The 26,674-nt window shown below is 61.8% G+C and carries 22 protein-coding genes and 1 pseudogene; 14 read left to right on the top strand and 9 right to left on the bottom strand.

The window, feature by feature from the left end:
* Positions 1–178: 178 nt before the first annotated feature.
* From ABDX79_RS03720 to ABDX79_RS03705, 4 genes are all read left to right on the top strand, one after another.
* Positions 179–703 carry a hypothetical protein gene (locus tag ABDX79_RS03720; RefSeq protein ID WP_346218920.1) on the top strand — a complete coding sequence of 175 codons (525 nt, stop codon included), beginning with the start codon at positions 179–181 and terminating at the stop codon, positions 701–703.
* Positions 703–1,044, top strand: a complete 342-nt coding sequence (locus ABDX79_RS03715; protein WP_346218919.1) for a hypothetical protein — start codon at positions 703–705, stop codon at positions 1,042–1,044. Before ABDX79_RS03720 ends, ABDX79_RS03715 begins: the two co-directional genes overlap by 1 nt.
* A gap of 112 nt (positions 1,045–1,156) precedes the next feature.
* Entirely contained in the window at positions 1,157–2,197 is a 1,041-nt protein-coding gene (gene dusA, locus ABDX79_RS03710) for a tRNA dihydrouridine(20/20a) synthase DusA (RefSeq protein WP_463671107.1), read from the top strand.
* A gap of 67 nt (positions 2,198–2,264) precedes the next feature.
* The gene (locus ABDX79_RS03705; protein ID WP_346218918.1) at positions 2,265–3,092 is read left to right on the top strand and encodes a sulfite exporter TauE/SafE family protein; all 828 of its coding nucleotides are present in this window, start codon (positions 2,265–2,267) and stop codon (positions 3,090–3,092) included.
* A gap of 20 nt (positions 3,093–3,112) precedes the next feature.
* On the opposite strand, the gene ABDX79_RS03700 is transcribed toward ABDX79_RS03705, so the two are convergent.
* The 3 genes from ABDX79_RS03700 to ABDX79_RS03690 all read right to left on the bottom strand — a co-directional run bounded on the left by ABDX79_RS03700 (position 3,113) and on the right by ABDX79_RS03690 (position 5,715).
* Positions 3,113–3,823, bottom strand: a complete 711-nt coding sequence (locus ABDX79_RS03700; protein ID WP_346218917.1) for a retropepsin-like aspartic protease family protein — start codon at positions 3,821–3,823, stop codon at positions 3,113–3,115.
* Entirely contained in the window at positions 3,816–4,019 is a 204-nt protein-coding gene (locus ABDX79_RS03695) for a DUF1289 domain-containing protein (protein ID WP_346218916.1), read from the bottom strand. Before ABDX79_RS03695 ends, ABDX79_RS03700 begins: the two co-directional genes overlap by 8 nt.
* Before the next feature lie 139 nt (positions 4,020–4,158).
* Complete coding sequence (locus tag ABDX79_RS03690; RefSeq protein WP_346218915.1) at positions 4,159–5,715, bottom strand: sensor histidine kinase; 1,557 nt, start codon at positions 5,713–5,715, stop codon at positions 4,159–4,161.
* A gap of 109 nt (positions 5,716–5,824) precedes the next feature.
* On the opposite strand from ABDX79_RS03690, the gene ABDX79_RS03685 reads away from it, so the two are divergent.
* From ABDX79_RS03685 to ABDX79_RS03675, 3 genes are all read left to right on the top strand, one after another.
* Entirely contained in the window at positions 5,825–6,436 is a 612-nt protein-coding gene (locus ABDX79_RS03685) for a glutathione S-transferase family protein (RefSeq protein WP_346218914.1), read from the top strand.
* A gap of 6 nt (positions 6,437–6,442) precedes the next feature.
* Positions 6,443–7,090 (top strand): uracil-DNA glycosylase family protein, encoded by a 648-nt coding sequence (locus ABDX79_RS03680; protein ID WP_346218913.1) that lies wholly within the window; start codon positions 6,443–6,445, stop codon positions 7,088–7,090.
* A gap of 265 nt (positions 7,091–7,355) precedes the next feature.
* Positions 7,356–7,979, top strand: a complete 624-nt coding sequence (locus ABDX79_RS03675; protein ID WP_346218912.1) for a putative glycolipid-binding domain-containing protein — start codon at positions 7,356–7,358, stop codon at positions 7,977–7,979.
* 137 nt (positions 7,980–8,116) lie between these two features.
* On the opposite strand, the gene ABDX79_RS03670 is transcribed toward ABDX79_RS03675, so the two are convergent.
* Entirely contained in the window at positions 8,117–10,066 is a 1,950-nt protein-coding gene (locus ABDX79_RS03670; protein ID WP_346218911.1) for a methyl-accepting chemotaxis protein, read from the bottom strand.
* A gap of 648 nt (positions 10,067–10,714) precedes the next feature.
* On the opposite strand from ABDX79_RS03670, the gene ABDX79_RS03665 reads away from it, so the two are divergent.
* Positions 10,715–12,511 (top strand): acetolactate synthase 3 large subunit, encoded by a 1,797-nt coding sequence (locus tag ABDX79_RS03665; RefSeq protein ID WP_463671115.1) that lies wholly within the window; start codon positions 10,715–10,717, stop codon positions 12,509–12,511.
* Between the two features lie 77 nt (positions 12,512–12,588).
* On the opposite strand, the gene ABDX79_RS03660 is transcribed toward ABDX79_RS03665, so the two are convergent.
* Positions 12,589–14,604, bottom strand: a complete 2,016-nt coding sequence (locus tag ABDX79_RS03660; protein ID WP_346218910.1) for a hypothetical protein — start codon at positions 14,602–14,604, stop codon at positions 12,589–12,591.
* A 154-nt stretch (positions 14,605–14,758) separates the two neighbouring features.
* Here ABDX79_RS03660 and ilvN point away from each other — a divergent pair, with 154 nt between their 5' ends.
* Positions 14,759–15,331, top strand: a complete 573-nt coding sequence (ilvN, locus tag ABDX79_RS03655) for an acetolactate synthase small subunit (protein WP_346218909.1) — start codon at positions 14,759–14,761, stop codon at positions 15,329–15,331.
* A 70-nt stretch (positions 15,332–15,401) separates the two neighbouring features.
* Here the strand turns inward: ilvN and ABDX79_RS03650 are convergent, their stop codons facing one another.
* Both ABDX79_RS03650 and ABDX79_RS03645 read right to left on the bottom strand, forming a co-directional pair.
* Positions 15,402–16,166 carry an alanyl-tRNA editing protein gene (locus ABDX79_RS03650; RefSeq protein ID WP_463671106.1) on the bottom strand — a complete coding sequence of 255 codons (765 nt, stop codon included), beginning with the start codon at positions 16,164–16,166 and terminating at the stop codon, positions 15,402–15,404.
* A gap of 3 nt (positions 16,167–16,169) precedes the next feature.
* Positions 16,170–17,210, bottom strand: a complete 1,041-nt coding sequence (locus ABDX79_RS03645) for a cysteine synthase A (protein WP_346218908.1) — start codon at positions 17,208–17,210, stop codon at positions 16,170–16,172.
* Positions 17,211–17,674: 464 nt separating this feature from the next.
* Here ABDX79_RS03645 and dksA point away from each other — a divergent pair, with 464 nt between their 5' ends.
* Positions 17,675–18,091: an RNA polymerase-binding protein DksA gene (dksA, locus tag ABDX79_RS03640; RefSeq protein ID WP_346218907.1), complete on the top strand. Its 417-nt coding sequence runs from the start codon at positions 17,675–17,677 to the stop codon at positions 18,089–18,091.
* Between the two features lie 267 nt (positions 18,092–18,358).
* On the opposite strand, the gene ABDX79_RS03635 is transcribed toward dksA, so the two are convergent.
* Positions 18,359–18,718, bottom strand: a complete 360-nt coding sequence (locus ABDX79_RS03635; protein WP_346218906.1) for a flagellar biosynthetic protein FliO — start codon at positions 18,716–18,718, stop codon at positions 18,359–18,361.
* Between the two features lie 247 nt (positions 18,719–18,965).
* On the opposite strand from ABDX79_RS03635, the gene cckA reads away from it, so the two are divergent.
* The 4 genes and pseudogenes from cckA to ABDX79_RS03615 all read left to right on the top strand — a co-directional run.
* A complete protein-coding gene (gene cckA / locus ABDX79_RS03630) occupies positions 18,966–21,479 on the top strand; it encodes a cell cycle histidine kinase CckA (RefSeq protein ID WP_346218905.1) in 2,514 nt (837 codons plus the stop codon).
* Positions 21,480–21,741: 262 nt separating this feature from the next.
* Complete coding sequence (gene recA, locus ABDX79_RS03625) at positions 21,742–22,815, top strand: recombinase RecA (protein ID WP_346218904.1); 1,074 nt, start codon at positions 21,742–21,744, stop codon at positions 22,813–22,815.
* Between the two features lie 138 nt (positions 22,816–22,953).
* The gene (alaS, locus tag ABDX79_RS03620; RefSeq protein ID WP_346218903.1) at positions 22,954–25,623 is read left to right on the top strand and encodes an alanine--tRNA ligase; all 2,670 of its coding nucleotides are present in this window, start codon (positions 22,954–22,956) and stop codon (positions 25,621–25,623) included.
* Positions 25,611–26,285, top strand: a pseudogene (locus ABDX79_RS03615) (MFS transporter); the annotation flags it as partial. The gene alaS and the pseudogene ABDX79_RS03615, both read left to right, overlap by 13 nt.
* A 138-nt stretch (positions 26,286–26,423) precedes the next feature.
* Here the strand turns inward: ABDX79_RS03615 and ABDX79_RS03610 are convergent.
* Positions 26,424–26,674, bottom strand: a 251-nt coding sequence (locus ABDX79_RS03610; protein WP_346218902.1) for a PRC-barrel domain-containing protein, incomplete at its 5' end; no start/stop codon positions are given.

Below are 26,674 nucleotides of genomic sequence, written 5' to 3'. Positions count from 1 at the left end.
CGTTTTGTGGCGCATAACCGCACGCCGACGCTCTCTCGATCTTATCCACGGTGCCCGCCGCCTGCGGCATAGTCGCAGGACTTGAAAGACGTGGGGCGCGCGGCTTCGGTCGAACCGTCAGGGAACAGGAGAGAGGGATGTCGGGAATGGTGGATGCGGTCCTCAAGAGGCGAGGGCGATGAGCGCGGAGCGGGCGTTTGCGCACGCGCGTGGTCAGGGTGTGGTCTGGTGGGCTCTGCGAACCTTTCCCGGCCTTCGCGGTGTGTTCGTCTTTTTGCGCGGCATCTGGCACTCGCTCTGCGAGCGTCTCGCCGAATGGCTGCTCACCCTCTGGCTTTTGAACTGGGGCATCGTGCTGGCCTATGGAGGCGCGGTCGATGCGCCCGTTGTGAAGGTTCTCGAACCGTGGGCGACTATCGAGAGCTGGGCGCTCTTCTGCCTCCTCGGCGGTGGTGGCCGTCTGGCGCTCCTGATCGTCAATGGTGGCTGGCGCAAGTCGCCGCATTTCCGCGTCCTCGCGGCGCTCGGGACGATTCCGCTCTGGGCAGCCTTTGCCTATGGCTTTCACCAATCCGGATCGATAGCGAGTGCGGCCGGAGCCTATTACGCCTGCATTTTCAGCGAACTCGTCAGCATGTATCGCGCAACCCGCGAAGCCGGCTGGAACGACGGGCGCGCAGCCCATCAGGGGAACCGAGGCTGATGGCGGTCGGCGAGATCATGGGCTATGTCGCGGCCGGCGTGACGGGGCTGATCGTCGTCATGCGTCTGATCGATACCTATTTCTCGGAGCGGCGGCGCGGCAAGCAGGCGGGCGACGACCAGATGAGCATGGCGCGGATCGCTGTGTTTCAGCCGAGCGCCGAGCAGTATCGTCACGCGACCTTCGAGCAGATCGTCGGCGAGATCCACGCGCGGATCGGCGAAATTCACCGGGTCGTCATGGCCGAAGACGAGGAGCGCAAGGCGATCGAGCGCGCCAAGCTCGCCGCCGACCTTGAGGAGCTCGAAGCGCTGAGGCGAAAGGAGCGCGAGCGGAAATAGCTTGCGGGCGCTCCGAGGAATTGCGCCCCCGTGTGGCGGAGAAGGGTGCAATCCGTTAAAGCGCTCCGCAATTGGACGACACGAAAGTCGGCAGGAAAGACGCAGCCGAGTGATGAGACAGCAGCCAACACATCAAGCCGGGCAGCGGCTGTACGGCGAGGACCAGCCGGTCTTCGCTGTCGCACCGATGATCGACTGGACGGATCGCCACTGCCGGTTTTTCCACCGGCAGCTGACGTCCCGCGCATTGCTCTATACCGAGATGGTCGTTGCCGACGCGATCATCCACGGTCCGCGTGAGAGGCTGCTGGACTATGATGCCGCCGAACATCCGCTGGCTCTGCAGATCGGTGGCTCCGATCCGGAAAAGCTGCACGCGGCGGTGACGGTCGCCAGGGACCGGGGCTATGACGAGTTCAACCTCAATGTCGGCTGCCCGTCGGATCGCGTTCAATCCGGCACGTTCGGCGCCTGTCTGATGCGCGAGCCCGAACGCGTCGGCGATGGTCTTGCGGCGATGAAGGCGGCGGCGGGCGATATTCCGGTTACCGTGAAGTGCCGACTCGGTGTCGACGATCAGGATATCGAGGAAGCGCTCGACCGGCTTGCGGACGAAGCGATCCGCGCTGGTGTGTCCGTCCTCTGGGTTCATGCCCGAAAGGCCTGGCTCGATGGGCTAAGCCCCAAGGAGAACCGCGATATCCCGCCGCTTGATTATGGCCGGGTCGGCCGGCTCAAGGCGCGGCTTGGCGATGTCTTCGTGGGTCTTAACGGGGGATTGAAGACGGTCGAGGCCGCACGCGATGCAGTGTCCGCTCTCGGCCTGAACGGCATGATGATGGGGCGCGCTGCCTATCAGACGCCGGATGTGCTGACCAGGGTCGACCACCTCGTATACGGCGAGGCCGAAAGCAGCACCGACTATGCCGCCCTTATCGCGGCGATGGAAGGCTACGCTGCCGGCCATATCGAGCGCGGTGGCCGGCTCAATCATGTCACGCGCCACATGGTGGGGCTGTTCAATGGCATGCCCGGCGCCCGGCGCTGGCGGCAGGTGCTATCGACCGAGACGACCAAGCCCGGCGCGTTACCGACGATCATTGGCAAGGCGTTTTCCCATGTTCGCCTCGACGCGAGCCAGGAAGCGGCCTAAGCAGAGCGAAGCGCACTGCGCTTTCATCGCGACCAATCATCACCGCCGGGCTGTTCCTCTCCTGACCATGCTGACCCACATCGATTTTCAGAGCATGGCCATCGTCATCGGCGCGCTCGTCCTTGCCGCAGGGCTGGCCGGATTTCTCGCCGGGCTTTTCGGGATTGGCGGCGGTGCAATCTACGTACCGGTGCTCTATCAGCTCTACCAGTGGCTGGAGGTGTCCGAGGGCGTCGCCATGCATCTTGCCGTCGGCACATCGATTGCGATCATCGTGCCGACCTCCGTTCGCTCGCTCTATGCCCATCTCAGCCGGGACGCCGTGGACCGAAAGCTCTTGAAGGAGTGGTGTATCGCGGTGCCGGCCGGCTCGATCGCGGGTGCGTTTCTCGCGGCAAGCGCGTCCTCCGTCACCCTGCGCGCGATCTTTGCGGTGCTTGCGTTCGCCATCTCGCTGAAACTGTTGTTCGGCCGGATCACATGGAAGCTTGGCGACGATCTGCCGGGATTGGCCGGGCGGTCCGTGACCGGGGTTCTGATCGGATTTTTCTCGGCGCTGATCGGCATTGGCGGCGGCGTTCTGAACAACACGTTCATGACGCTTTACAACCGTCCGATGATTCAGGCTGTGGCAACCAGCGCCGGTGTCGGCGCCCTGATCGCGATTCCCGGCGTCGCAACCTACATTTTCAGTGGCCTCGGCGACCCGCTGCTTCCGCCCTTCAGTCTCGGCTATGTGAGCCTCACGACCCTTGCCGTGGTCGCGCCCATGTCGCTCATCGCCGTTCCATTCGGCGCGACGCTTGCGCACAAGCTTCCGCGCCGCACGTTGGAAATCGGGTTCGGTATCTTTCTCATCGTCGTCGCCGTGCGGTTCGCGATCAGCCTGTCTTAGTGAGACGGATCGACGGCCGATCAATCCGTCATGATCAGCCGGTCGCCGCGAAAGTCGTATGAGGTGAGCGTATCGAGAAAGCTCATCCCCAGGAGCACCGTGCCAAGCCCGTCGCTATCGGTCACGGCCGCGCGGACATTGCGGCGCTCGATATCGCCGACCGCCACGGTCTCGAGGAAGATCGGTGCCGAGCGGGCAAGCCCGTTCGCCGTCTGCACATAATCGCTAAAAGAAAGGCTGTCGGTATCGATGCCAAGCGAGTCGGCTGTCGGTCGATCCATCGCGATCACGGAGGCTCCGGTATCGACCATGAAGGAGACAGCTTCGCCGTCGATCGTGCCGTTCAGGTGGAAATGCCCGTCCCTTCCGCGGGTCGCCATATACTGCTGATTCTCGCCATCTGAGGAGAGCGAAACGACGCTGCCGGGCATCAGCACCGCCATCATCCGGTCCTTGATCGCCAGAAATTCCGGCGCGAATGCATAAGCGGCGATGACGACGAGAAAAACTCCGGCCCAGACGAGCGCATGGCGAAGCGCCTGGCCCAGCCGAATGCCGCCGAAGAGGATCAGACCGGCGCCGACCGCAATGCCAATGGTCCCGTAATAGACAAGTCCGGCGAACTGGCCCTCCGGCAGGCCGGCGATGATGCCATCCCTGTTGGTGAGAAGGGCGAGGAGCGCGATGCCGAGGATCGCCAGGATAACCCAGATGAGCTTACCGTTACGCATCGCTGGTGGCCTTGATTCCGAAGGGTTTCATGCCAGCCTGCCGCATGCGCTCCGGGAGGATCTCGATCAAGGACAGCCGATCGTCGCGCGAGAGCGCCGCCCATGCGCCGATCTCATCGCCGGTGCGGCCGCAACCCCGGCATAGCCCGGTCTTCGGATGGAGCTGGCAGATCCCGTTACAGGGCGTTTCGATCATCGATGTCCTTTTACGCGGATCTAGACATAGGCGTCGTGGTTGCGCTGGATATGGTCGGTCGGGCGCTTTTGCTCAAGACAGGGCGTTCAGCGCGCGGAGCGTTGCGTCGCTATCGCCCGTTGAGTTGAGCGTTCAAAGATCAGACGAGATCGAAAGCGGGCAGCACTTCCAGAACGCGAGAATGGGGAAATACGGCGATCACTTCGGTGCCCTTGCCCTCGCGCGAGGACAGCTCGAACTGGCCGTCATGCAGCTTGACGAGCGCCTGAACGATCGGCAGGCCGAGACCGGTGCCCTGTTCGGCGCTCTTGATGGCGTTGGAACCCTGACCGAACGATGCAAGAACCGTGGGGATCTCGTCTTCCGGAATGCCGGCGCCGTTGTCGCTGACGCCGACATATTGTCCGCCGCCGGCGGTCCAGCCGACGCGCAGGACGATCTCGCCGCCCTTCGGGGTGAATTTGACGGCGTTGGACAAAAGGTTGAGCACGACCTGGCGCAGCGCGCGCTCGTCGCCCCAGAGAGCGGGAAGATTGTCCTCGAACTGCATCTGCAGCGATATCCGCTTGTCTTCCGCGCGCAAACGCACGGTCGATGCACAGTCGGCCGCGATGCTGGCCAGATGGACCGCCTCCTCGTTGAGGGCGTAGTGGCCGGCCTCGACCCGCGACAGGTCGAGTATCTCGTTGATGACGCCGAGAAGGTGCTGCCCGGAGGAGTGGATGTCCGTCAGATATTCCTTGTAGTTCGGGCTACCGAGCGGCCCGAAGATCTCGTTCATCATCACTTCCGAAAAGCCGAGAATCGCGTTGAGCGGCGTGCGCAGCTCGTGGCTCATCGTCGCGAGAAATTGCGACTTCGCGCGGTTGGCGTCTTCGGCCCTGCGGCGCGCCTCGTCGGAGAGGACGCGTGAGCGTTCGAGTTCGCCGATGAGTTCGTCCTTTTCCGCCTGGTGACGGACCCGGGCCACCGCCCCCCGCCGCAAGGCTTCGGCCACGAAGGCGAAAAACGGGACGGCACCGATGACGATGCCCTGCATGGCCGAGCTCATCGGATCCGGGTTGCCATAGACCTCCACGCTGAGGCCGACGACCAGCGGCGCGAAGGCGATCGGCACCACAAAGCGCAGGGTGGACGAGATCATGGCCGTCATGGCGATCGCAAGAATCAGCGCGGCGAAATGAAAGAGTTCGAACCGAATCTGCGTGCAGTCCTGGCATTGCAGGAAGGCGAGGGAGGACCAGCACAGACCGACGACGCTATGACCCACGGTGAAAGGGATCGCGCTGGGGTTCGGGGGGGCTTTTGCCGCACCATCCGGCCCGTGCGCCGCCGCGTCCGCGCGTCGGGCAAGATAGAGGATGAACAGATAGGCGCTGAGCGTTGCCATCGTCCATGCCGCAGCGACGGTGAGCCCGGTGAAGATCGACAAGCCGAAGCCCGCGAGCAGCACCGGCGCGGGCAGGATGATCGAAGCCGCGCGAAGCTGGGAGGCATGCTGAACGATGAGTTCGGCTTCGATGAAGGAGGTGGCCTTGCGTCCGCGCCGCTTGAGATTCTGCCGCGCCGACTGCACTGCCTTCGACCCGCCGTGCTTTGAGCGCGGCGCGCGACGCCGTCCGGCATCGGTTCTGTCTTCGAAGGGGGAAAGGGCAAGTGACATCAGATCGGGGACAGGTCCGGAACGCGGGAACATCAGAACGAGGGCTTGTCTTCCCGAAGAATGAACAAAATGCCTTAATGAACCGCGAACATGGCGAGACGACCATGACGCAAGGCAGAGCACCGGAGAGGAAAGACCAGCCATGAAACTGTTCGACGGAGGGCGTGCGCCCAATCCACGGCGCACCCGGATCTTTCTTGCCGAAAAGGGTATCGAGGTGCCGCTGGTGCCGGTCGATATGGCTGAGGGAGAACATCTCGGCGAGGAGATCGCGAAGCGAAACCGGTTGAAACGCCTGCCGGTGCTGGAACTCGACGACGGCACGATCATCACCGAGTCGATCGCGATCTGTCGCTATTTCGAGGCGCTCCATCCCGATCCGCCGCTTTTCGGGAGAACGCCCGTCGAGATCGCCAAGGTCGAGATGTGGCAGCGCCGCGCCGAACTCGAACTCTATCAGGCTGTCGCAGCTGTCTTCCGGCACGGACATCCCGGCATGGCGAAGGCGGAGCCCGTTCAGGTGAAGGAATGGGCCGAACTCAATCGAACCCGCGCGATCGACGCCCTTGGAATGTTCGAGGAACAGCTCGGCGAGCAGCCCTTCGTGGCGGGCGAACATATCTCTGTCGCCGATATCACCGTCTTCATCACCGTCGGGTTCATGAAGCCCGCCAAGCTCGAAGTGCCGGACGATTTCAAGAATCTCCGTCGCTGGTATGGGGAGTTCGAAAAGCGGCCAAGCGCATCCGCCTGATCTGTCATGGCAGAGCATAGGATGGGGGCGGAAAGCGCCGAGGACCTCCAGCGAACGATCGAAGGCTGTCGCATCTGCGCCGAAAATCCGATCGGGGAACCGCTTCCGATCGAGCCAAACCCGGTTCTCGCGCTGTCGGATCGGGCCCGAATCCTCGTTGCGGGGCAAGCGCCCGGCAATCTGGCGGACAAGACCTCGAAACCGTTTAACGATCCGTCCGGTGTTCGGCTGCGCGACTGGATGGGTGTCGGTCCGGAGATTTTCTACGACCGTTCGAAGATCGCGATCCTGCCCATGGGCTTCTGCTTTCCGGGCTACGATGCCAAGGGCGGCGACAAGGCGCCCCGCAAGGAGTGCCGGCTCACCTGGCATGACCGAGCCATGACGGCGATGCCGCAGATCGAACTGGTTCTGGCGATCGGGGCCTATGCCCAGAGCTTCCACATCGAAGAGGGGCGGGGGCGAACGCTGACGGAAACGGTTCTGAACTGGCGCGATATTCTCGCAGGCGGTGGGCGCTACGCGCCGGTGATCCCGCTGCCGCACCCGTCCTGGCGCAACAATGGCTGGCTGCGGAAGAACCCTTGGTTCGCCGAGGAGCTTTTGCCGGAGCTTCGGGCGAGGGTGGGAAAGGCCGTCTTAGCTACGGCGTGATGCGGGTGGTTGGCGCAAGGAGCGATCGGCTGACCGCAGAGGCTTATTCGATTTGTCGGTGATTGTGCGTCGCATTTCTGCTGGCTTTAGTCTCTCCAACGGAGGTGCCTAAAACCGGCTTTAGGTCGCAAAGGCCGCGAATTTCCATCAAGCCGTTAGAAGCAATGCGGTTTCTTCGGCTGAAACGGCATCGGTAAACGGCATCGGCAGATGGCTGCGTTGGGCGGAAACCGGTCATTCACGAAAGCCTCGAACAACGGCGGTTATGCGAAACGAAGCGGATTTTTCTGAATATTTTGGAATTTCGATGAATATTCCCGGCAGAGGTGTTTCCATGCATGTCGTTTTGTGGCGCCGCCTCGATGTGGAGGGTCATGATGCCTGCCGTTATCTCAATACGAGTGACGGTTGGGCGGTCGAGGGCACGGCCGTCTTCGAACACGCAGGCACTGCCGCCTGCCTGACGTATCGTCTGCTCTGCGATAGGGAATGGAGGAGCAGAAGCGCCGCTGTTTCAGGATGGATTGGGGAACGCCGTTTCGAACTGGCTCTAGAACGGGAAAACGAAGCCGAATGGCGCATCAACGGACTACTCGACACGAGTATGACGGGATTGAACGACATCGACCTCGGCTTTACTCCCGCTAGCAATACCAACGCTATCCGGAGACTTGAACTTTCCGAAGGTTCGAAGGCGGAGTCAGTTGCCGTATGGCTAGACACGGAGGACTGGATCGTGAAGCGGCTGCCTCAAAGCTACAACTGCACCGGAGCGCGTACCTTCGACTATGCCTCGCCGCGGCATGATTATCACGCAACGCTCCTTATCGACGATTTCGGTGCCGTGATCGATTATCCCCATCTATGGACCAGAGAAAGCCGAGACTGATCGCCCAACCTTGCGTGCAACGAAATGAAGCGCTCAAGGTGGCCATTCGCTGCGCGATGCTCGAACGTCTTGGTTTGGTCGTTCCAGGCCACTGGTCTGATCCTACAGTTCAAAGCCGGCATGGCGGAGCTCGGAGATCAGAACTCTTCCCAATTGTCTTTGAGCGCCGCGAGTGCGGCGTTGCCCTGTGCGACCGGCTTGACTTGAATGTTCCGGCGCGCGGCAGCCGCCCCATCGCTAGCTGGTCGGGCGAGGCTGGCGCTGCGCGCTACAGATTTCGTGTCCGAACGGGAAGGGTGTCCGCTTCCTGCAGCTTTGAACGCGGCCACGAGACCACCCAGCTGCTCCGTCTCGGCCGACAGCGATTGCGCCGCTGCCGTCGTCTCTTCCACCATGGCGGCGTTCTGCTGGGTCACCTTGTCCATCTGGTCAGCCGCCATCGAAACCTCGCGCAAGCTGACCGCCTGATCGCGCGACGCATCCGCTATCTGCGCGATGGCCTGCGCCACCGCGCCAACCTGCTCTGTGATCAATTCGAGACTACGGCCCGATGCCGAGACCAGATCAACGCCCGAGCGAACCCGGTTGCCCGACATTTCGATGAGCGCCTTGATTTCCTTCGCTGCTTCCGTCGATCGCTGTGCGAGGCCTCGGACTTCTTGAGCCACCACCGCGAACCCTTGGCCGGCCTCACCGGCACGCGCTGCTTCCACACCGGCATTCAGCGCCAGAAGGTTCGTTTGGAAAGCAATCTCGTCGATCAGCGAAATGATGTTGCCGACCTGGGTGGACGACTGCTCGATCTCAGCCATTGCTTGGGCGGCCTGCGTCACGATCTCGCTGCCCTGCGATGCTTCGCGGCAGGCGAGTGAGGCCGACTGGCGGGCGGCATCCGCGCGCTGGGCGGTGTCACCGACGCCCTGCGTCACCTGCCCCAGCGCTGCTACGGTTTGTTCGAGGCTGGCTGCTTGCTGTTCGGTTCGCTGGGACAGATCGCCGGCCGCGTCGGTAATCTCGGTGAGGCCCGAGCGCATGGCAATGACCGCAGAAACCACGTGACCGATGGTCGTCTCGAGCTGAGCGACCGCACCGTTGAACTGGGCACGGATCGGCTCGAACTCGGGCGCCAATTCGCCGTTCATACGAACCGTCAGATCGCCGGAAGCAAGGCGAGTGAAACCTGCCTCTACGTTACTCACAAATGCGCGCAGATCCTCGGCCTTCGCATGATCGAGGGCAGATTGGCGTTCTCGACTCGTCGCCTGAGCCGTTCGGATCGATTCCGCCTCGGCGTCGAGCCGACGGTTCTCGATGGCTGCGGCCTTGAAGACCTGAACGGCCTCTGCCATCGCACCGATCTCATCCTGCCGCCCGAGACCGGTCACGGACACGTCGAGACGACCCGAAGCAAGGTCCCGCATGACCGCGGTCATCGATACGATCGGTCGCGCGATCGAGCGTCTTTGCCAGAACCATGCGAGGGTCATCACGGCGGTGGCGACGGCAATGCCCGAAACCAGCCATATCAGCGCCAGCTCGTATGCGGCCTCCTGCGCAGCATTTGCGTCATCCGACAAGACGTCGAGCTCCGCGATCGTCCCGCTGATGTCGGCCAAAACGGCGCTGAATGCCTGGAACGCCTCTTCCGACGTCACAATCGCCAACGCTTCATCCGCGCGGACCGGATCGAGAGCAAGTTGGATTGCAGGTTCGCCGAACGTCTCCTGCCAGTCTTTCAACGCCCCGGCTGTTGCATCGATCATGCGCACGACATCGGGATGGGAGGCGGCCAATTGCCGAGCGCTTTCGACCTGCGCGTCGATATCGTCACTCGTCGCTTGAAATATGTCCGCAAAACGGGCCTGACGAAACAGCATCGCGCCACGAACCAGGGCGTTCTGATCGTTCAGGCTGCTTCGGACCCGTTCCATGGCGACGACTGTGCCATTCATCCTGTCACTCTCGACGGCGCTGTTTCGGGAGTTCATCTGCTCCAGGAAAACGAGCGACGATGCTCCGATCAGCACCAGCAGGCAGGCAATGGATGCGGCAGCGATCTTTCTGGAGATCGACAGATCGTTCAGCATGGATGGAAGGCCCTCGGCACCACGAATTCCGGAAAAATCGCTCGAAAACATCAACGAAATCTGAACTTCTGGCATGGATTCCAGAATGCCAATCAAGTAGATCGACGTTCGAAGGTTGCGGGCACGGCGGCGTTCGCGAGCAGGTGCGGGTGGACCCTTGGGACTGCACCCGATCCATCCCGGTTGTTTGATCCATGCTCATTTCGCCAGTGACTGGTCAGGCCAAGAAGACACTTCGCCTTCGCTTTCACCGGCCACAGGCGGCGCGAGGCCCGAAGCGCGTCCGGATCGCCGTTGTCTCCCGGAAATTCTCAGCGCGAAGACGGAACCGAGCGACGATGCCGTTGTGCGACCGGCGGGAACGGACAGCGTGCAAGATGCCCGATCAACCGAGAGAGAAATTCGCTCGGCAAGCAGATCTCGGGAGAAACCGTTTGACGCCCGTGCGTTTAGCGCTTAACTTTTGCGTTATGACAAACACGACCATTATCGTACTTGTAGGAAGGCGCACACGACCGGCAGCGTAGCTGCCAGGCGAATGCCACGTGTGCGCGAAGACCAAGGGCCCTCCGGAGGCCCTTTTTTTATGCTTGGAATTCGGCGAACGGTATGCCGATGAGAGAAGAGATCGAGCAGGACATGGATACGATGAGCAATGAGAGCATCGAAGCGGACGGCAGGCGCGAAATGACCGGCGCCGAAATGGTTGTCCAGGCGCTGAAGGACAACGGCGTCAAGGACCTCTTCGGCTATCCCGGCGGCGCGGTGCTGCCGATCTATGACGAAATCTTCCAGCAGACCGATGTCCGCCACATCCTCGTGCGCCACGAGCAGGGCGCGGGTCACGCCGCCGAAGGCTATGCGCGCTCGACCGGCAAGCCAGGCGTGATGCTGGTGACGTCCGGTCCCGGCGCGACGAATGCCGTGACCGCGCTGCAGGACGCCCTGATGGATTCGATCCCGCTCGTCTGCATCACCGGACAGGTTCCGACGACGCTGATCGGCTCCGACGCCTTTCAGGAATGCGACACGGTGGGCATTACGCGGCCCTGCACCAAGCACAACTGGCTGGTGAAGGACGTCAACGACCTGGCGCGCGTGCTGCACGAAGCCTTCCATGTCGCAACGACCGGGCGGCCGGGGCCCGTGGTCGTCGACGTGCCGAAGGACGTTCAGTTCGCGACCGGCTTCTATACGCCGCCGCCGCCAGACCAGACCCACGAGAGCTACCGGCCGAAGATGAGCGCCGAGGACGAGAAGATCCGCGCCGCCGTCGAGCTCATCGCTGCGGCCAAGCGTCCGATTTTCTACACCGGAGGTGGCGTCGTGAACTCGGGTCCGGAAGCGGCCGAGCTCCTGACGAAGCTCGTCAGCAAGACGGGTATCCCGATTACTTCGACCCTGATGGGGCTCGGTGCCTATCCTGCATCGGGAAAGAGCTGGCTCGGCATGCTTGGCATGCACGGCACCTACGAGGCCAATCTTGCAATGCACGACTGCGATCTGATGATCGCGATCGGTGCGCGGTTCGACGACCGCATCACGGGCCGCCTCAACGCGTTCTCGCCGAACTCGCGCAAGATCCAGATCGACATCGATCCTTCATCGATCAACAAGAACGTAAGGGTCGATTTGCCGATTATCGGCGACGTGACTCACGTCCTGCGCGACCTCGTCGCCGCATGGGACGAGACCGGCGCGAAGAGCGACAAGGCCGCGTTGCATGACTGGTGGACGCAGATCGAGAAGTGGAAGGCGCGCGACTGCCTCGCCTATTCGCCGAACGACGACGTCATCATGCCGCAATACGCGGTGCAGCGGCTGTATGAGCTGACCAAGGATCGAGAGACCTACGTGTCGACCGAAGTCGGTCAGCATCAGATGTGGGCGGCTCAGTTCTACGGCTTCGAGAAGCCGAACCGGTGGCTGACCTCGGGCGGCCTCGGCACCATGGGCTATGGCCTGCCGGCGGCGATCGGTGCGGCGATCGCCCATCCGGACGCGCTTTCGGTCTGCATCGCGGGCGATGCCTCGGTGTTGATGAACATGCAGGAGATGTCGACGGCCGTACAGCACAATGCACGGATCAAGATCTTCATTCTCAACAACCAGTATATGGGCATGGTGCGCCAGTGGCAGCAGCTGCTCCATGGTAACCGGTTGTCGAACTCTTACACGGAGGCCTTGCCGGACTTTGTGAAGCTCGCCGAAGCTTATGGCGGCCATGGCATTCGCTGCCAGAAGCCCGGCGATCTCGACGATGCGATCCAGGAGATGCTGGACTATGACGGTCCGGTTCTCTTCGACTGCCGCGTCGCCAATCTTACCAACTGCTTCCCGATGATCCCGTCGGGCAAGGCGCACAACGAGATTCTTCTGCCGGACGAAGCGACGGACGAAGCGGTCGCCAACGCGATCGATGCCAAGGGCCGGGCGCTGGTCTGAGCGTCTGTGCAATCTGAAAAACGAAAATGGGCGCCACGAGCGCCCATTTTCACGTTCGGCATAAGTTCGAGACGTCTTCAGTTCGCGCGAACGAAGCGGGCTGCCTGACCATCCGACCTGACTTCCAGGGCGAAGGGCACCGAAGCGCTGTCCGTGCCCTCGAAGATGAAATAGCTCGTATAGTTCTCGCGGGTCGAGAGGATTACGCGATCCACCGAGTGGTCTGGCAGAAGTGCTGTGGCGATACGCTCGACCTGATTTGGAACCTGTTCCGGCTCGATCTGTCGATCCACGCTGACGATCTGACCATCCGCTTCGACCGCGATCGAAACCGGAATCCCGCCTGGACCCTCGCCGCGCAATGCGAAGAGCTTGCCGCTCTCTTCATCGCGAACGGAGACGGAGCGGAAATCGATGCCGGGCAGGGCAAGCCGGGCGCTTGCAATCACATTCGCCGGAACCGCGATCCTGTCATCTGCCGGGGGGGCGCTGTTCTGCTGCCCGGTAGAGGGCGCCGGAGACACGGCCGCCATCTGATCCCCGTTCTCATCCGGCGCCTGATCTGTCCCGGCTTCGGTCATCGATCCGCTGTCGGGCGTATCGCTCTTTGCATTTGCCGATTGGGCGGTCGCCGCCGACATCTGCTGTTCCAGCGTGCCCGGTCCGCTTTGCGACGGTGCGCCAGACGAGCCGTTCCCTGCAGTGGCGGCAGCCATCTGCTCTTCGAGAGTTCCGGGTCCTGACTTCGAAGGAACGCCAGTTGTTTCGAGAGAAGCGCTCATGTTCTCTGAGGTCGATGTCGCCTCGCTTTCATCCGAGGCGTCGGCGGTGTCTTCAGTGTCTGCCGATCGGGCGGTCGCCGCCGACATCTGCTGTTCCAGCGTGCCCGGTCCGCTTTGCGACGGAGCGCCAGACGAGCCGTTCCCTGCAGTCGCGGCAGCCATCTGCTCTGCGAGCGTTCCGGGTCCTGACTTCGAGGGAACGCCAGTTGTTTCGAGAGAAGGGCTCATGTTCTCTGAGGTCGATGTCGCCTCGCTTTCGTCCGAGGCGTCGGCGGTGTCTTCAGTGTCTGCCGATCGGGCGGTCGCCGCCGACATCTGCTGTGCCAGCGTGCCCGGTCCGCTTTGCGACGGAGCGCCAGACGAGCCGTTTCCTGCAGCGGCGGCAGCCATCTGCTCCTCGAGCGTTCCGGGTCCTGACTTCGAGGGCGCACCCATGGCCTGCGGCGCGGCATCCGGTTCTTCTGGGGACGTTTCGCCCTCGGCGCTCTTCTTGCTGCCGCCGTCGCCGCTTTCAGATGACGTCATCTCGCCGGCGGCTGGTTCGGTCTCTGCCTCGCCGTCTGCGCCAGGCGCCTGGGATGCGGCCGCCATCTGTTGCGAGAGGCTACCGGGGCCGGTTTCCGTCACCGCGCTCTGCGGTTTTGACACCACCGGAGCCTCGTTTGTCGTGCCGGTGCTTTGATCGACCGTCGCCATGGAGGGGATGTCGTCCGGCATTTGGTTCTGCGGCTCTTCGGCAAAACTCTCCGCGGTGACATCGTCGCTCGCGGTCCCGGCGCCGGTCTCGTTTTCGGTGGCTTTGTCTGTTTCGAGGGCCGCTGGCGGCTCGTCCAGATCCGGCGAGCCTTCTTTCAGATCATCGGCGGTTTCTTCGGCGGAATTTTCGATCTGGGTCTCGGTCGATGCGGCGTTTTCGCTCTCCTGCGAGGACGCGGCGTCATTAGGCGCGTCCTTAGCACCCGCGTTTTCGTTTCCTTGCTCGTCGGAAGAGCTGATGCCGGCCATGTTTCGGCCGATTTGCATCTCGCCGCTGATCATGGCGCCGGCTGTATTGGCTGCGCTTTGCGTCGCCTGCTCGGACGCGGTTGGCGACGTGACGAGGCCGGCGGCTTCCGCTGGAACGGCAACGAGAGCCCCGTTCTGGCAGGTCAGGCTATAGCGACCCGGCGCGCCTTCGACGGAAATCAGAAGCTCGATTCCAGAGGCGTTCGGTACGCTCGTGCATTGCCGGGCAGTCTCCTGCGCCCAGCTCTGTTGAGGAAGAATGGCGAGGGCCGTGCCCGCTGCGATCATGGACGTCCATGATTTCATGACTGTCTCCTACCCGCTCAGTCTCGTGCTCAAGTCTTGAATGTAGAAGATGACAAGTCCGGCAAGCTCGACAAGGTCGAGGCCCGGTCTTTCCTTTCGTGCGTTGATCGCTATGGTGCGCCAGCCGTCATTCCAAACGCGTCAGAGTCTTTCAATGTCACAGCCCGTCCAGCCGCCTGCTTCGGCTTATTTCATCACGCCGGAACAAGAAGAAACGCAGACGCGGACCTTGTCTGTCATCGTCGACAACGAGCCGGGTGTTCTTGCGCGCGTGATCGGTCTTTTCTCCGGGCGCGGCTATAATATCGAGAGCCTGACGGTGTCGGAGACCGAACACGAGCGGCATCTGTCGCGCATCACCGTCGTCACGCGCGGCTTTCCCCATGTCATCGAGCAGCTCAAGAGCCAGCTCGACCGTATCGTGCCGGTTCATCGGGTGATCGATCTGACCCAGGGCGGCGCCGGCAGCGAGGCCACCAAGCCGATCCAGCGTGAGCTTGCGATCGTCAAGGTTGCTGGCAAGGGCGACAAGCGCGTGGAAGCGCTTCGCCTCGCCGATATTTTCCGCGCCCGCGTGGTGGATTCCTCGATCGAGCATTTCGTGTTCGAGATCGTCGGACGTCCGTCGAAGATTGATCGCTTTGTCGGTATCATGGAGCCTCTTGGGCTGGTCGAGATCTGCCGGACGGGCGTCGCCGCCCTGTCGCGGGGACCAAGCGGCGACTGATTGACTGGGTGCCCGACCGCGTTTGGCCGGGCTTCTTATCAAAGCCCGCCTGGCGCTCGAGACCGAAGTGTCATTGCGCGGGCAGGGCGCCGAAGCGAATGCGCATCCGGCGGTTCGCCTTGCCCTTCTTCTCGATCTTGCCGATGTGAATCTCGCCCACTTCTCCGGTCTCGGACACATGGGTGCCGCCACACGGCTGAGCATCGATTGCCGAATTTGCGCCGATGCAGACGAGCCGGATGAAACCTGCGCCGCGCGGCGGCTTCACATTCGCCGATTTGACGAGGCCCGGATTGGCGTCGAGCTCCGCTTCCGTGATTGTCTCGGTGAATACGGGATGATTGGCGGTGACGAGTTCCATCAGCGATGCGGAGATCGCCTGCTTGTCTGCCGCCGCATCCGGCCAGTCGAAATCGACACGGCTTTCTTCCTCACCGACGGCCGCGCCGGTGATGGGGTAGGGGCAGACGACCGAGAGGAGATGGCAGGCCGTATGCATCCGCATCAGCCTGTAGCGGCGCTTCCAGTCGATATGGAGCGTCAGTGTTTCACCGGGCTCGGGTAGCGCCGAACCGTCCTTGGCGACCATCACGACATCGCACTTGTCCGGCGAATAGGCCGTCTCGACGATCTCGATCTTCGAACCGTCCGCGCGCTCCACGAAGCCTGTGTCGCCGGGCTGGCCGCCGCCGGTCGCAAAGAAGTTCGTGCGCTCGAAGACGAGCCCGCGCTCGCCCTCGATCCGCACGAGCCTTGCCTCCATGGTCGAGAGATAGGCGTCGTCCTGATAGACGCGTTCGGTGTGGCCGAAGATTTGGCTTTCGGTCTGCGCCATGTGTCAGTCGGCTTCCTCGAACGGCACGTCGAAGTCCGGCGTCTTGCCGATCCAGTCCGGCACCGGAAGGCCCTTCTCCTTCAGGAATGCCGGATTGAACATCTTCGACTGGTAGCGATTGCCGTAGTCGCAAAGGATCGTCACGATGGTATGGCCGGGCCCCATCTCCTTGGCGAGACGGATCGCCCCGGCGATGTTGATGCCCGACGATCCACCAAGGCACAGGCCTTCGCGGTTCACCAGATCGAAGACGATCTTCAATGCCTCCGCATCGGGGATCTGGAAGGCGAAGTCCGGCTCGAATCCTTCGAGGTTCGCGGTGATGCGCCCCTGGCCGATGCCTTCTGTGATGGAGGAGCCCTCGGACTTCATCTCGCCGTGGGTATAGTAGTTGTAGAGCGCAGCGCCCATCGGATCGGCGATACCGATCTTGATATGACCGGAATGCCGCTTGAGGCCGAGCGCCGTGCCGGCAAGTGTGCCCCCTGTGCCCACGGCGCAGATGAAGCCATCGATCTCGCCGCCGGTGTCGTGCCAGATCTCTTCGGCGGTGGTGACCACATGGCCGTCGCGGTTTGCAAGATTGTCGAACTGATTCGCCCAGATCGCGCCCGTCGGGTGAGTCTGCGCAATCTTCTCGGCCAATCGGCCGGACACCTTCACGTAGTTGTTGGGATTCTTGTAAGGCACCGCTGGCACCTCGACCAGTTCGGCCCCCATCAGGCGCAGGGCGTCCTTCTTTTCCTCGCTCTGGGTCTCGGGAATGACGATGACCGTGCGATAGCCCAGTGCGTTCGCCACGAGGGACAGGCCGATGCCTGTGTTGCCCGCTGTTCCCTCGACGATGATGCCGCCCGGTTCGAGCAGCCCTTTCTCTTCCGCGTCGCGAATGATGAAGAGGCCGGCCCGGTCTTTCACGGACTGGCCTGGATTGAGGAATTCGGCTTTTCCGTAGATCTCGCAGCCCGTCTCTTCCGAGGCTTGGTTGAGTCGGATCAGCGGTGTGTTGCCGATGGCATCGAGAATGGAATTATAGCGTGACATGGCTCGCTTCGGCTTTGTGGGCGCCTTGATGGACGATGCGCCGACGCTTTCGAGGCGCGAAGCGTCAGCGCATCAAGACCGTGGATGGTTTCACGAATCTAGTGCGAGGAGGGTTACGTGCGAGCCTCCGGCAAGGCAAGTCTGCCAAAGGGAGTGAGGCTGATACGAGAGCTTGGCCGATTTGCGCTATGCTCTCGTCTCAAAGCCCGCGCGGCGCGGGCGCTCCTTTGAAATCCGCGATCGCGAAACCATCGAGCGGGTTTGCAAGAGGCGCAGATGGGTCTTCACCGGCCGGCGCTGTCGCACGGACTTCGTATGACGCAGTTAGCTATCGTGACGATTGGGGCGCGATGGAAACTGTTTAAAGTCACAGCGCATGTTTAATTCCGGGGGCTCGAGCGCCAAACGCTTGTTTTGCAGGGAACCCGGAGGTATAAGCGCCACGCCCGGCGATGGAGGACCGCATGAGTGAAACCGTTGATCTTGCAAGTGTTCTGACGGACGATGGTTCGTTCATGAACGATCGCCAGAGAGAGTATTTCAGGCGGAAGCTCAAGGCCTGGAAGGCCGACATCCTTCGCGAGTCGAAGGAGACGCTTGAAGCCTTGGCAAATGAGAGCCCGAACCAGGCCGATGCGGCCGATCGGGCATCGTCCGAGACCGATCGCTCGATTGAATTGCGGGCGCGTGACCGGCAGCGCAAGCTGGTGGCAAAGATCGATGCCGCTCTCGAGCGCATCGAAGATGGCACCTACGGCTATTGCGAAGAGACGGGCGAGCCGATCAATCTGAAGCGCCTCGATGCCCGGCCGATCGCGACCCTTTCGCTGGAAGCCCAGGAACGGCACGAGCGCCGCGAAAAGATCTATCGGGACGACTGAGACCGGCCTCGCCGTTCGAAGCTGATCCAGCCAGGGCTTTCAACGGTCAGATCCTTCATCGTGCCGTGAGCCGAACCTCGGAGCTTCGGCAGACTTGACGACGACGTGAGTCGGCATCCAACCCTTTCGGTTCGTCGTTGCAAGCGGACCTTTGGCAAGCCGCTTGAGTCTTGCTTCTATGCCGGGCGTTTTCATTGCTCCGGTATCGGACACCCCAATATCTCATTGGCACTCCGTTATAGCGAAGCGCCGGTACAGGTTTGTCTGTCAGTCTCTTTCCTGCTTTTCCCTGTCGGGACTGCGCGTTTGACGACTCTCGTCATCCATCGCGCTTTTCACGCAGCACTCCACGACGACATCACTCGCGCCTCCGATCAGCAGCAGATGTTCCTCGCCGTCGCGTCTGACGAGTACGAGGCGGCGGCGATCGCCGATGTTGACGGCCTCGATCACCGCCAGGCGCGGCGCCTGTCCCCTAAAGGCCATTGCGCCGCCGGTGCCTCCCGTCATGGTCTTGATCAACCAGAGGCTGACGACGGCGATCAGGCAGACGAGCGCTGCGACGAAGACGACCCACAGGATGGGACCAAATGTCTCTCCTGTGATCGCAGCGAACCAGTCGGGCATCGGCTTTTCCAATCGAACGAATTTGCACGTTTCAGTTCTGTCTCAACCGGGCGAGTCGGCTTACAAGTTCGGCGCAAGCCTCGCGCCCCGAAAACAGGAAACTTTCGTGCCGCTGGTTTATAAGAGACGGCACGAACGCAACAGGGCCTGATCCAGTTCGGGTCTGCAACTTTTTCCGCTCGCCTCTTCGAGCGGGATGACTCATGTTGCGTTTGCCGCGATGGAAGGCCGGGCCGGAAAGATGACAATGGCGAATGCGTTCGACAAACCCCTGATCGATCGAACGGAACGGGCCGGCAATGTGCGCCGGCTTCTCCTCTTTTCGGGCTTTCTCATTCTGGTCGCCGCAGTGATGGCCCTGTTCGGTCACGCCTATGGCGGCATCGCGCTGCTTGCCATCTTCGCGCTGGTCGCGGTCGTCGGCATCGTTGCGCTTTTCGGCTTTGCGCTTGGCCTGATCTCGATCGGCAGCCGCGCGGACGAGGGAGCCGCGGCCCGCAGCTTCCTCGACGGTGCGCGCCAGGGGGCGGTCTTCGTCGATTCCAAGGGCCGGGTCGTTTACGCGAACCAGTCCTACGGGCGGCTGATCGGCAAGACGGATGCCGTCGACGTTCAGTCCCCGGTGCAGCTTCTCGCCCGTCATGCAGGCGCGGCTGAAGATGTCTACTGGCTTGCGAAAGCCGCCCGGAGCGATGGCGGCCAGCGCGAATTCAGGCTCGATACGCCGCTGTCCCGCGAGGACAATCATGCGCGCTGGTATCGGGTTTCGGTTCGGCCCATTCAGTCGCCCGGCGGTGTTCTCGAAGCATGGCAGATCGCGGACATCACCGCCGATCGCCGCGAGGAAGAAGCCTCGTTCCGGAGCCTCCAGGATGCGATCGACTATCTCGACAAGGCGCCCGTCGGCTTTTTCGCAGCCGACGGAGACCTGCGCCTCACCTATCTGAACGCGACCCTCGCGACCTGGCTCGATACCGATCTCGGGACATTCGATCCGGGCGCGGCCACCCTCGCCGATTACCTGCCGAAAACGATGCGGTCCCATCTCGACGCGCGTCTGAAATCCCTCGTCGAAGGTGAAAGCCAGCTGATCGATCTCGATCTGACGACCGGGCGAGGGCTCATTCTTCCGGTCAGGCTCATTGCCCAGAAGGCAAGAGAGCGGGACGGGCGGACGGGCCTCCGCGCAATCGTGCTGACCGAGACGTCCGAGGAACAGACCGATTCAGAAGCGACCAGCGCGCGGTTCAATCGCTTCTTCAACGCCGCGCCCATGGCGATTGCCGCGCTTGACGACCGGTATGTCAGCCATCGTTCGAACCCTGCTTTCGAACGGCTGTTCGGCGCGAAAGCCTCGGACGGAACAGTCTCCTTCCTCGACCTTCTCACTGAAGAGAGCGCAGGCCGACTTGCCGACTATCTGAAGGCCGCAAGCGACGGCGAGGCTGAAATTTCGCCGATCGACGTGACCCTGAAGAGCGAGAAGCCACGATCGGTGCGGATCTATCTCAACGCCATTCCCGATCGCGAATCGGGCGCCCGCGAGACGATCATCCTCTACGCCGTCGACATCACCGACCAGCGCGCATTGGAGGAGCAGTTTGCCAAGGCGCAGAAGATGCAGGCAGTCGGCAATCTGGCGGGCGGCATCGCACACGATTTCAACAATGTGCTCACGGTCATAACCGCGTCGGTCGACTTCCTCCTGATGAACCAGAAGCCGGGCGATCCGTCCTTCCAGGATCTGCTTTTGATCAAGCAGAGCGCGAACCGCGCCGCCTCTCTGGTGCGACAGCTTCTTGCCTATTCGCGCCGTCAGACCATGCGCCCGAAAATGCTGAACCTGACGGATGTGGTCGCCGATCTCGATTTGCTCCTGAAACGGATCGCGGGCGACAAGACGAAGCTGGAGCGTCGCCATGCGCGCGATCTCTGGCCGGTGATGGCCGATATCGGTCAGTTCGAGCAGGTGATCACCAATCTCGTCGGCAATGCACGTGACGCAATGCCAGAGGGTGGGACGATCAAGATCGAAACCCGCAATGTCGCCGATGGGGAGGCTGCGGCCTTCGCCTACGCGGAAATGCCTGCGGCCGACTATGTGCTGGTGGAGGTGTCGGACACCGGAACCGGCATGCCCGCGGATGTCGCCGAACGGATCTTCGAGCCGTTTTTCACCACCAAGGAGATCGGCAAAGGCACCGGTCTCGGCCTCTCGATGGTCTATGGCATCATCAAGCAGTCGAACGGTTTCATCTATGTCGAGTCGACGGAAGGCGAGGGGACGGTCTTCCGCATCTTCCTGCCTCGCTTCGTGCCGGAGCCATCGCAGGTCGAAATCAACAGGCCGCAGGACGTCGGAACCAACGAAAAGGTCGATCTTTCCGGCACTGCGACGATTCTTCTCGTCGAGGACGAGGACTATGTCCGCGCGGGAAGCGTTCGCGCTCTCAAACTCAAGGGTTACGATGTTCACGAGGCCGATTCCGGTCTCGACGCGCTCGATGTGCTCGAGGACCTCGATGGCAAGGTCGATCTTGTCGTCTCCGACGTCGTGATGCCGGAAATGGACGGACCGACCCTGTTGCGGGAGATGCGCAAGGTTCGGCCGGACATGAAGTTCATCTTCGTCTCGGGCTATGCCGAGGATGCCTTTGCCAAGAACCTGCCCGAGGGGGAGAAGTTCGGTTTCCTCTCAAAGCCTTTCACCCAGCGCGAGCTGGCGATGACGGTCAAGCAGATGCTGGAGAGCGACGGCTGATCGCCGCGCGGTCTCGAAATCCTTCGCAGCTAAGCGTTCATGCCGCGGGCCTTGCCAGCGGCATTTGTGCAAATCGAATACCTGTTCCCAGCTCGCCGACTTGCGGTAACGGGTGCGCCGCCAGCCGCCGGGAGCATAGCACAGAGCTGACATATGAGAACAAATATGAAACATCCATCTTGACGAGAACAAAAGGGGTACGTATTTCTGCCCCATGGATAGCGTTGCGTGACGCGCGCCGAATGCATTAAGGAGCGGATACATGGCCCAAAACGCCCTCAGACTCGTCGAGGAAAATTCGGTGGATAAAACCAAGGCGTTGGACGCCGCTCTCTCTCAGATCGAACGTGCCTTCGGCAAAGGTTCGATCATGAAGCTCGGTCAGAACAATCAGAGCGTCGAGGTGGAAACCGTCTCGACAGGCTCGCTGGGCCTGGACATCGCGCTAGGGATCGGCGGGCTGCCCAAGGGCCGCGTCGTGGAGATCTACGGACCGGAAAGCTCCGGTAAGACGACGCTCGCTCTCCATACGATCGCCGAAGCCCAGAAGAAGGGCGGGATTTGCGCATTCGTCGATGCTGAACATGCGCTGGACCCGATTTACGCCCGCAAGCTAGGTGTGGATCTCGAAAATCTTCTGGTCTCCCAGCCCGATACGGGCGAGCAGGCGCTGGAGATCGTCGATACGCTCGTTCGCTCCGGCGCGATTGACGTTCTCGTTGTCGACTCGGTCGCCGCGCTGACGCCGCGCGCCGAAATCGAGGGTGAGATGGGCGACTCGCTTCCCGGCATGCAGGCCAGATTGATGAGTCAGGCCTTGCGGAAGCTGACCGGTTCAATCTCTCGCTCCAAGTGCATGGTCATCTTCATCAACCAGATTCGCATGAAGATCGGTGTGATGTTCGGTTCGCCCGAAACGACGACCGGCGGCAACGCACTGAAGTTTTACGCCTCGGTGCGCCTCGATATTCGCCGTATCGGCTCGATCAAGGATCGTGAGGAGGTGACCGGCAACCAGACCAAGGTCAAAGTGGTCAAGAACAAGCTTGCGCCGCCGTTCAAGCAGGTCGAATTCGACATCATGTATGGCGAAGGCGTGTCGAAGATGGGCGAGCTCATCGATCTCGGCGTGAAGTCCGGTATCGTGGAGAAGTCTGGCGCCTGGTTTTCCTACAACAGTCAGAGACTCGGTCAGGGACGCGAAAACGCAAAGCAGTTTCTGCGTGACCATCCCGATGCGGCGAGCGAGATCGAGACCTCGATTCGCCAGAATGCTGGGATTCTCGCGGAAAAACTGTTGGAAGACGGGGCGAGCGAGCCTTCTGAAGACGAGTAATCGCGCGGTTTCGGCGCGTATCGGGATCTGATCTCGATTTACAGCGAGACACGAGCTTTGTAGAACGGCGACGAAATGGCCGATCGGGCGATCTCAGCCCGGTCAGGCCAAATGACTGTTTCTCCAAAGGTTGCGGCAATGAGTGGCGTCAACGAAATCCGGTCCGCGTTTCTGGACTATTTTGCGAAGAACGGGCACGAAAAGGTCTCTTCGTCGCCACTGGTCCCGCGCAATGATCCGACCCTGATGTTCGTTAATGCTGGCATGGTCCAGTTCAAGAACGTCTTTACGGGCGAGGAGAAGCGACCCTATTCTCGAGCGGCCACTTCGCAGAAATGCGTCCGGGCCGGTGGCAAGCACAACGATCTCGACAATGTCGGCTATACCGCGCGGCATCACACCTTTTTCGAGATGCTCGGCAATTTCTCTTTTGGTGATTATTTCAAGGATCAGGCGATCGAGCTCGCCTGGACCCTGATCACCAGGGAATTCGGTCTTCCGAAAGACAAGCTGCTCGTCACGGTCTATTCCGAAGACGACGAGGCTGCAGGGCTCTGGAAGAAGATCGCCGGTCTCTCCGACGATCGAATCATCCGGATTGGTACGTCCGACAACTTCTGGACCATGGGCGAGACGGGTCCGTGCGGGCCTTGCTCCGAAATCTTCTACGATCACGGCGAGGGAATCTTCGGCGGGCCTCCCGGTAGCCCGGACGAGGACGGTGACCGGTTCATCGAGATCTGGAATCTCGTCTTCATGCAGTACGAGCAGATGGCGGGCGATGAACGTCACGATCTGCCGCGCCCATCCATCGACACCGGAATGGGGTTGGAGCGTATCGCGGCGGTGCTGCAAGGCGTCCACGACAATTACGACATCGATCTCTTCCGCACGCTGATCGCTGCCGTCGAAAACGCGATCGGCTCGCGCGCCGAGGGCGATGCGGTGGCGAGCCATCGGGTGATTGCCGATCATCTGCGTTCGACAGCTTTCTTGATCGCCGACGGCGTCCTGCCGTCGAACGAGGGCCGGGGCTATGTCTTGCGGCGCATCATGCGCCGCGCTATGCGCCATGCACGCCTTCTTGGTGCGAGCGAGCCGGTCCTCTACAAGCTGCTGCCGACCCTGATTGCGGAGATGGGCCGGGCCTATCCCGAACTCGCGCGCGGCGAGGCACTGATTTCCGAAACGCTCAAGCTGGAGGAAAAGCGCTTTCTCCAGACGTTGGATCGGGGTTTGTCGCTTCTGGCTGATGCGACCGAAGGCATGGATGCCGGGCAGAAGCTGTCGGGCGAAACCGCCTTCAAGCTCTACGACACCTACGGCTTTCCCCTCGATCTGACACAGGACGCGCTGCGCCAGCGCGGGATCGCCGTGGATCTCGACGCGTTCAACACCGCGATGGAGCGCCAGAAGGCCGAAGCACGCAAAAGCTGGGCTGGCTCCGGCGAGGCGGCGACCGATAAGGTGTGGTTCCCCATCCGTGAGCGTGTGGGTGCGACGGAATTTCTCGGCTATGATACCGAAGAGGCGAGCGCGTCCGTTGTTGCGCTCGTTCAAGATGGCGCGGAAGTCAAATCCGCTCAGAGCGGGGAAAAGGTTTTCGTCGTCGTCAATCAGACGCCCTTCTACGGCGAGTCCGGCGGCCAGCTCGGTGATGCCGGCACCATGTCTGATGGCGATACGACCGTCGAGATCGAAGACACCCAGAAGCTCGCCGATGGGTTGTTCGTGCATCGTGGTACCGTGAAGGCCGGTGAGGTCTCGCTCGGCGATGCGCTCGATCTCAAGGTCGAACACCGCCGGCGTGCGAAGATCCGGTCCAATCACTCGGCCACTCATCTTCTGCATGAGGGGCTTCGCGAGGTCCTTGGAACACATGTTGCCCAGAAAGGGTCCATGGTTGCGCCGGAGCGTCTGCGTTTCGACTTCTCTCATCCAAAGCCTATGGACCGCGCCGAGATCGAGGCCGTCGAGCGGCTCGCCAACGCGATTGTCCGGCAGAATTCGCCCGTCGAGACACGGCTGATGGCCGTCGACGACGCGATTGAATCTGGTGCGATGGCGCTGTTTGGGGAAAAATATGGCGACGAGGTTCGCGTCGTTTCCATGGGAACCGCCGAAGAGGGCGAGAAGGCTGGAAAGCCCTATTCCATCGAGCTTTGCGGTGGCACTCATGTGAGCGCGACCGGCGAAATCGGTGTGGTTCACGTGGTGGCGGAAAGCGCGGTCGGGGCAGGCGTTCGCCGCATCGAGGCACTGACCGGTGAAGCTGCCCGCGATTACCTCCGGGAGCAGGATCAGCGCGTTCGCAAGATGTCGGCGCTTCTCAAGACATCTCCCGAAGATGCGCTTTCCAGGCTCGAAGCGGTTGTGGAAGAGCGGCGCCGCCTGGAACGTGAACTTGCAGAGGCCAAGAAGCGTCTGGCGCTCGCAGGTGACGGCGGCGGCAAATCCGATGCAGCAAAGACGGTGAATGGCGTCGCTTACCTTGGACGGGTCATCGACGGCGTGTCGGGACGTGACCTCAAGGGGCTCGTCGACGAGGCGAAATCGGGGCTTGGCTCTGGCGTGGTGGCGTTCGTCGGTGTCGCAGACGGCAAGGTCTCCGTCGTCGTCGGCGTCACGGACGACCTGACCTCGCGGTTCGACGCGGTTTCGCTCGTTAGAGCGGCAAGCCTTGCGATCGGCGGCAAGGGCGGCGGCGGCCGACCCGATATGGCCCAGGCCGGTGGGCCTGACGCGGACAAGGCGGGCGATGCAGTCGCTGCCGTCGAGGCGGAACTGGAGCGTGCCGAGGCCGCGTGAAGGAGTCGCCGAGTTTTGAGGCGCGCCAGCGGCTTGGTCAATCCTCCTTCATGAGCGTGGCGAAGTCCAACGGATGGCAGCTGCTCTGGGCCGTTCTGATGATGACGGCCTTCAACTTCTTCAGCCATGGGACGCAGGATCTTTATCCGACGTTCCTCGAGGTCCGGCGCGGCTTCGACAACCACACCGTGGGGCCATCGCCATCGTCTACAATATCGGCGCGATCCTCGGCGGTATTCTGTTCGGCGCTTGGTCCCAGCGCATCGGCCGGCGTCGCGCGATCGTAACGGCGGCGCTGCTTGCGATCCCGTCTGCCTGGCTTTGGGCCTATGCGCCAGGAGCCGTTCTCCTTGCGGTTGGCGCGTTCCTCGTCCAGTTCTTCGTACAGGGCGCATGGGCCGTGGTGCGTGGTGCGGGCGCACCTCAAGAAGCTGTCTCCGCCGAGCGTACCCGGTACGTTCCCGGGCGTCGCGTACCAGCTTGGGAACCTGCTCGCATCCGGCAATGCCACGATTGAAGCCGGACTGGCCAAGCATTGGGGCGGAGACTACGCGCTGACGATGTTCGTCGCGCTCTCCGTCGCAGTCTTCGCCGGGTTCGGCGTGGAAAACCGCGATCGGGATCTTGCCGGGCGCGTCTCCGCGGCAGGCTCGGCCGAATAGTGACGGCATCGGACTCTTAGACACAGGCCTCGCATCCATGCTATGGAGGCGACGTTTACCCAGCAGGGCCTATGGGACAAGGAAAAGGGGCGGACCCCAACAGGGCCGCCCCATCATGTTTGGCTCGATCGCGTTCGATCAGTCGTTGCGAACAGGAAGGTTCTGGACCTCTTCCGGCGACAGATCGACCGTCAGCCGGTTGTTCAAGAGCGAGAAGTTGGAAATCGGAACCACCACATCGTCGCGATCGGGATAGGTGCTTGCGTCATCGTCATCGAAATTGACTTCGATATGGGTTGGTGTCTGCGGATCGGAGCCAAGAACGTCGTCGACTTCGCCGACTTCCGTTCCATTCCCGTCATAGACGTCCATGTCTTCGATCTCGTCCG

Origin of the sequence: Fulvimarina fulva, assembly GCF_039652615.1 — a bacterium.
In the GTDB taxonomy this organism is placed as follows: domain Bacteria; phylum Pseudomonadota; class Alphaproteobacteria; order Rhizobiales; family Rhizobiaceae; genus Fulvimarina.
Note: the sequence above shows the minus strand (reverse complement) of the source record. Positions and strands in the feature narration are given on the sequence as shown.

Bases quoted from the DNA above. Each gene is read 5' to 3' on its own strand.
- ABDX79_RS03650 (WP_463671106.1), bottom strand. From the start codon at position 16,166: ATGGCGCAGACCGAAAGCCAAATCTTCGGCCACACCGAACGCGTCTAT.
- ABDX79_RS03645 (WP_346218908.1), bottom strand. From the start codon at position 17,210: ATGTCACGCTATAATTCCATTCTCGATGCCATCGGCAACACACCGCTG.
- ABDX79_RS03665 (WP_463671115.1), top strand. From the start codon at position 10,715: ATGAGCAATGAGAGCATCGAAGCGGACGGCAGGCGCGAAATGACCGGC.
- recA (WP_346218904.1), top strand. From the start codon at position 21,742: ATGGCCCAAAACGCCCTCAGACTCGTCGAGGAAAATTCGGTGGATAAA.
- ABDX79_RS03685 (WP_346218914.1), top strand. From the start codon at position 5,825: ATGAAACTGTTCGACGGAGGGCGTGCGCCCAATCCACGGCGCACCCGG.
- ABDX79_RS03695 (WP_346218916.1), bottom strand. From the start codon at position 4,019: ATGATCGAAACGCCCTGTAACGGGATCTGCCAGCTCCATCCGAAGACC.
- ABDX79_RS03720 (WP_346218920.1), top strand. From the start codon at position 179: ATGAGCGCGGAGCGGGCGTTTGCGCACGCGCGTGGTCAGGGTGTGGTC.
- ABDX79_RS03635 (WP_346218906.1), bottom strand. From the start codon at position 18,718: ATGCCCGACTGGTTCGCTGCGATCACAGGAGAGACATTTGGTCCCATC.
- dksA (WP_346218907.1), top strand. From the start codon at position 17,675: ATGAGTGAAACCGTTGATCTTGCAAGTGTTCTGACGGACGATGGTTCG.
- ABDX79_RS03670 (WP_346218911.1), bottom strand. From the start codon at position 10,066: ATGCTGAACGATCTGTCGATCTCCAGAAAGATCGCTGCCGCATCCATT.
- ABDX79_RS03705 (WP_346218918.1), top strand. From the start codon at position 2,265: ATGCTGACCCACATCGATTTTCAGAGCATGGCCATCGTCATCGGCGCG.
- ABDX79_RS03660 (WP_346218910.1), bottom strand. From the start codon at position 14,604: ATGAAATCATGGACGTCCATGATCGCAGCGGGCACGGCCCTCGCCATT.
- dusA (WP_463671107.1), top strand. From the start codon at position 1,157: ATGAGACAGCAGCCAACACATCAAGCCGGGCAGCGGCTGTACGGCGAG.
- ABDX79_RS03680 (WP_346218913.1), top strand. From the start codon at position 6,443: ATGGCAGAGCATAGGATGGGGGCGGAAAGCGCCGAGGACCTCCAGCGA.
- ABDX79_RS03715 (WP_346218919.1), top strand. From the start codon at position 703: ATGGCGGTCGGCGAGATCATGGGCTATGTCGCGGCCGGCGTGACGGGG.
- ABDX79_RS03675 (WP_346218912.1), top strand. From the start codon at position 7,356: ATGCGAAACGAAGCGGATTTTTCTGAATATTTTGGAATTTCGATGAAT.
- cckA (WP_346218905.1), top strand. From the start codon at position 18,966: ATGGCGAATGCGTTCGACAAACCCCTGATCGATCGAACGGAACGGGCC.
- ABDX79_RS03700 (WP_346218917.1), bottom strand. From the start codon at position 3,823: ATGCGTAACGGTAAGCTCATCTGGGTTATCCTGGCGATCCTCGGCATC.
- alaS (WP_346218903.1), top strand. From the start codon at position 22,954: ATGAGTGGCGTCAACGAAATCCGGTCCGCGTTTCTGGACTATTTTGCG.
- ABDX79_RS03690 (WP_346218915.1), bottom strand. From the start codon at position 5,715: ATGTTCCCGCGTTCCGGACCTGTCCCCGATCTGATGTCACTTGCCCTT.
- ilvN (WP_346218909.1), top strand. From the start codon at position 14,759: ATGTCACAGCCCGTCCAGCCGCCTGCTTCGGCTTATTTCATCACGCCG.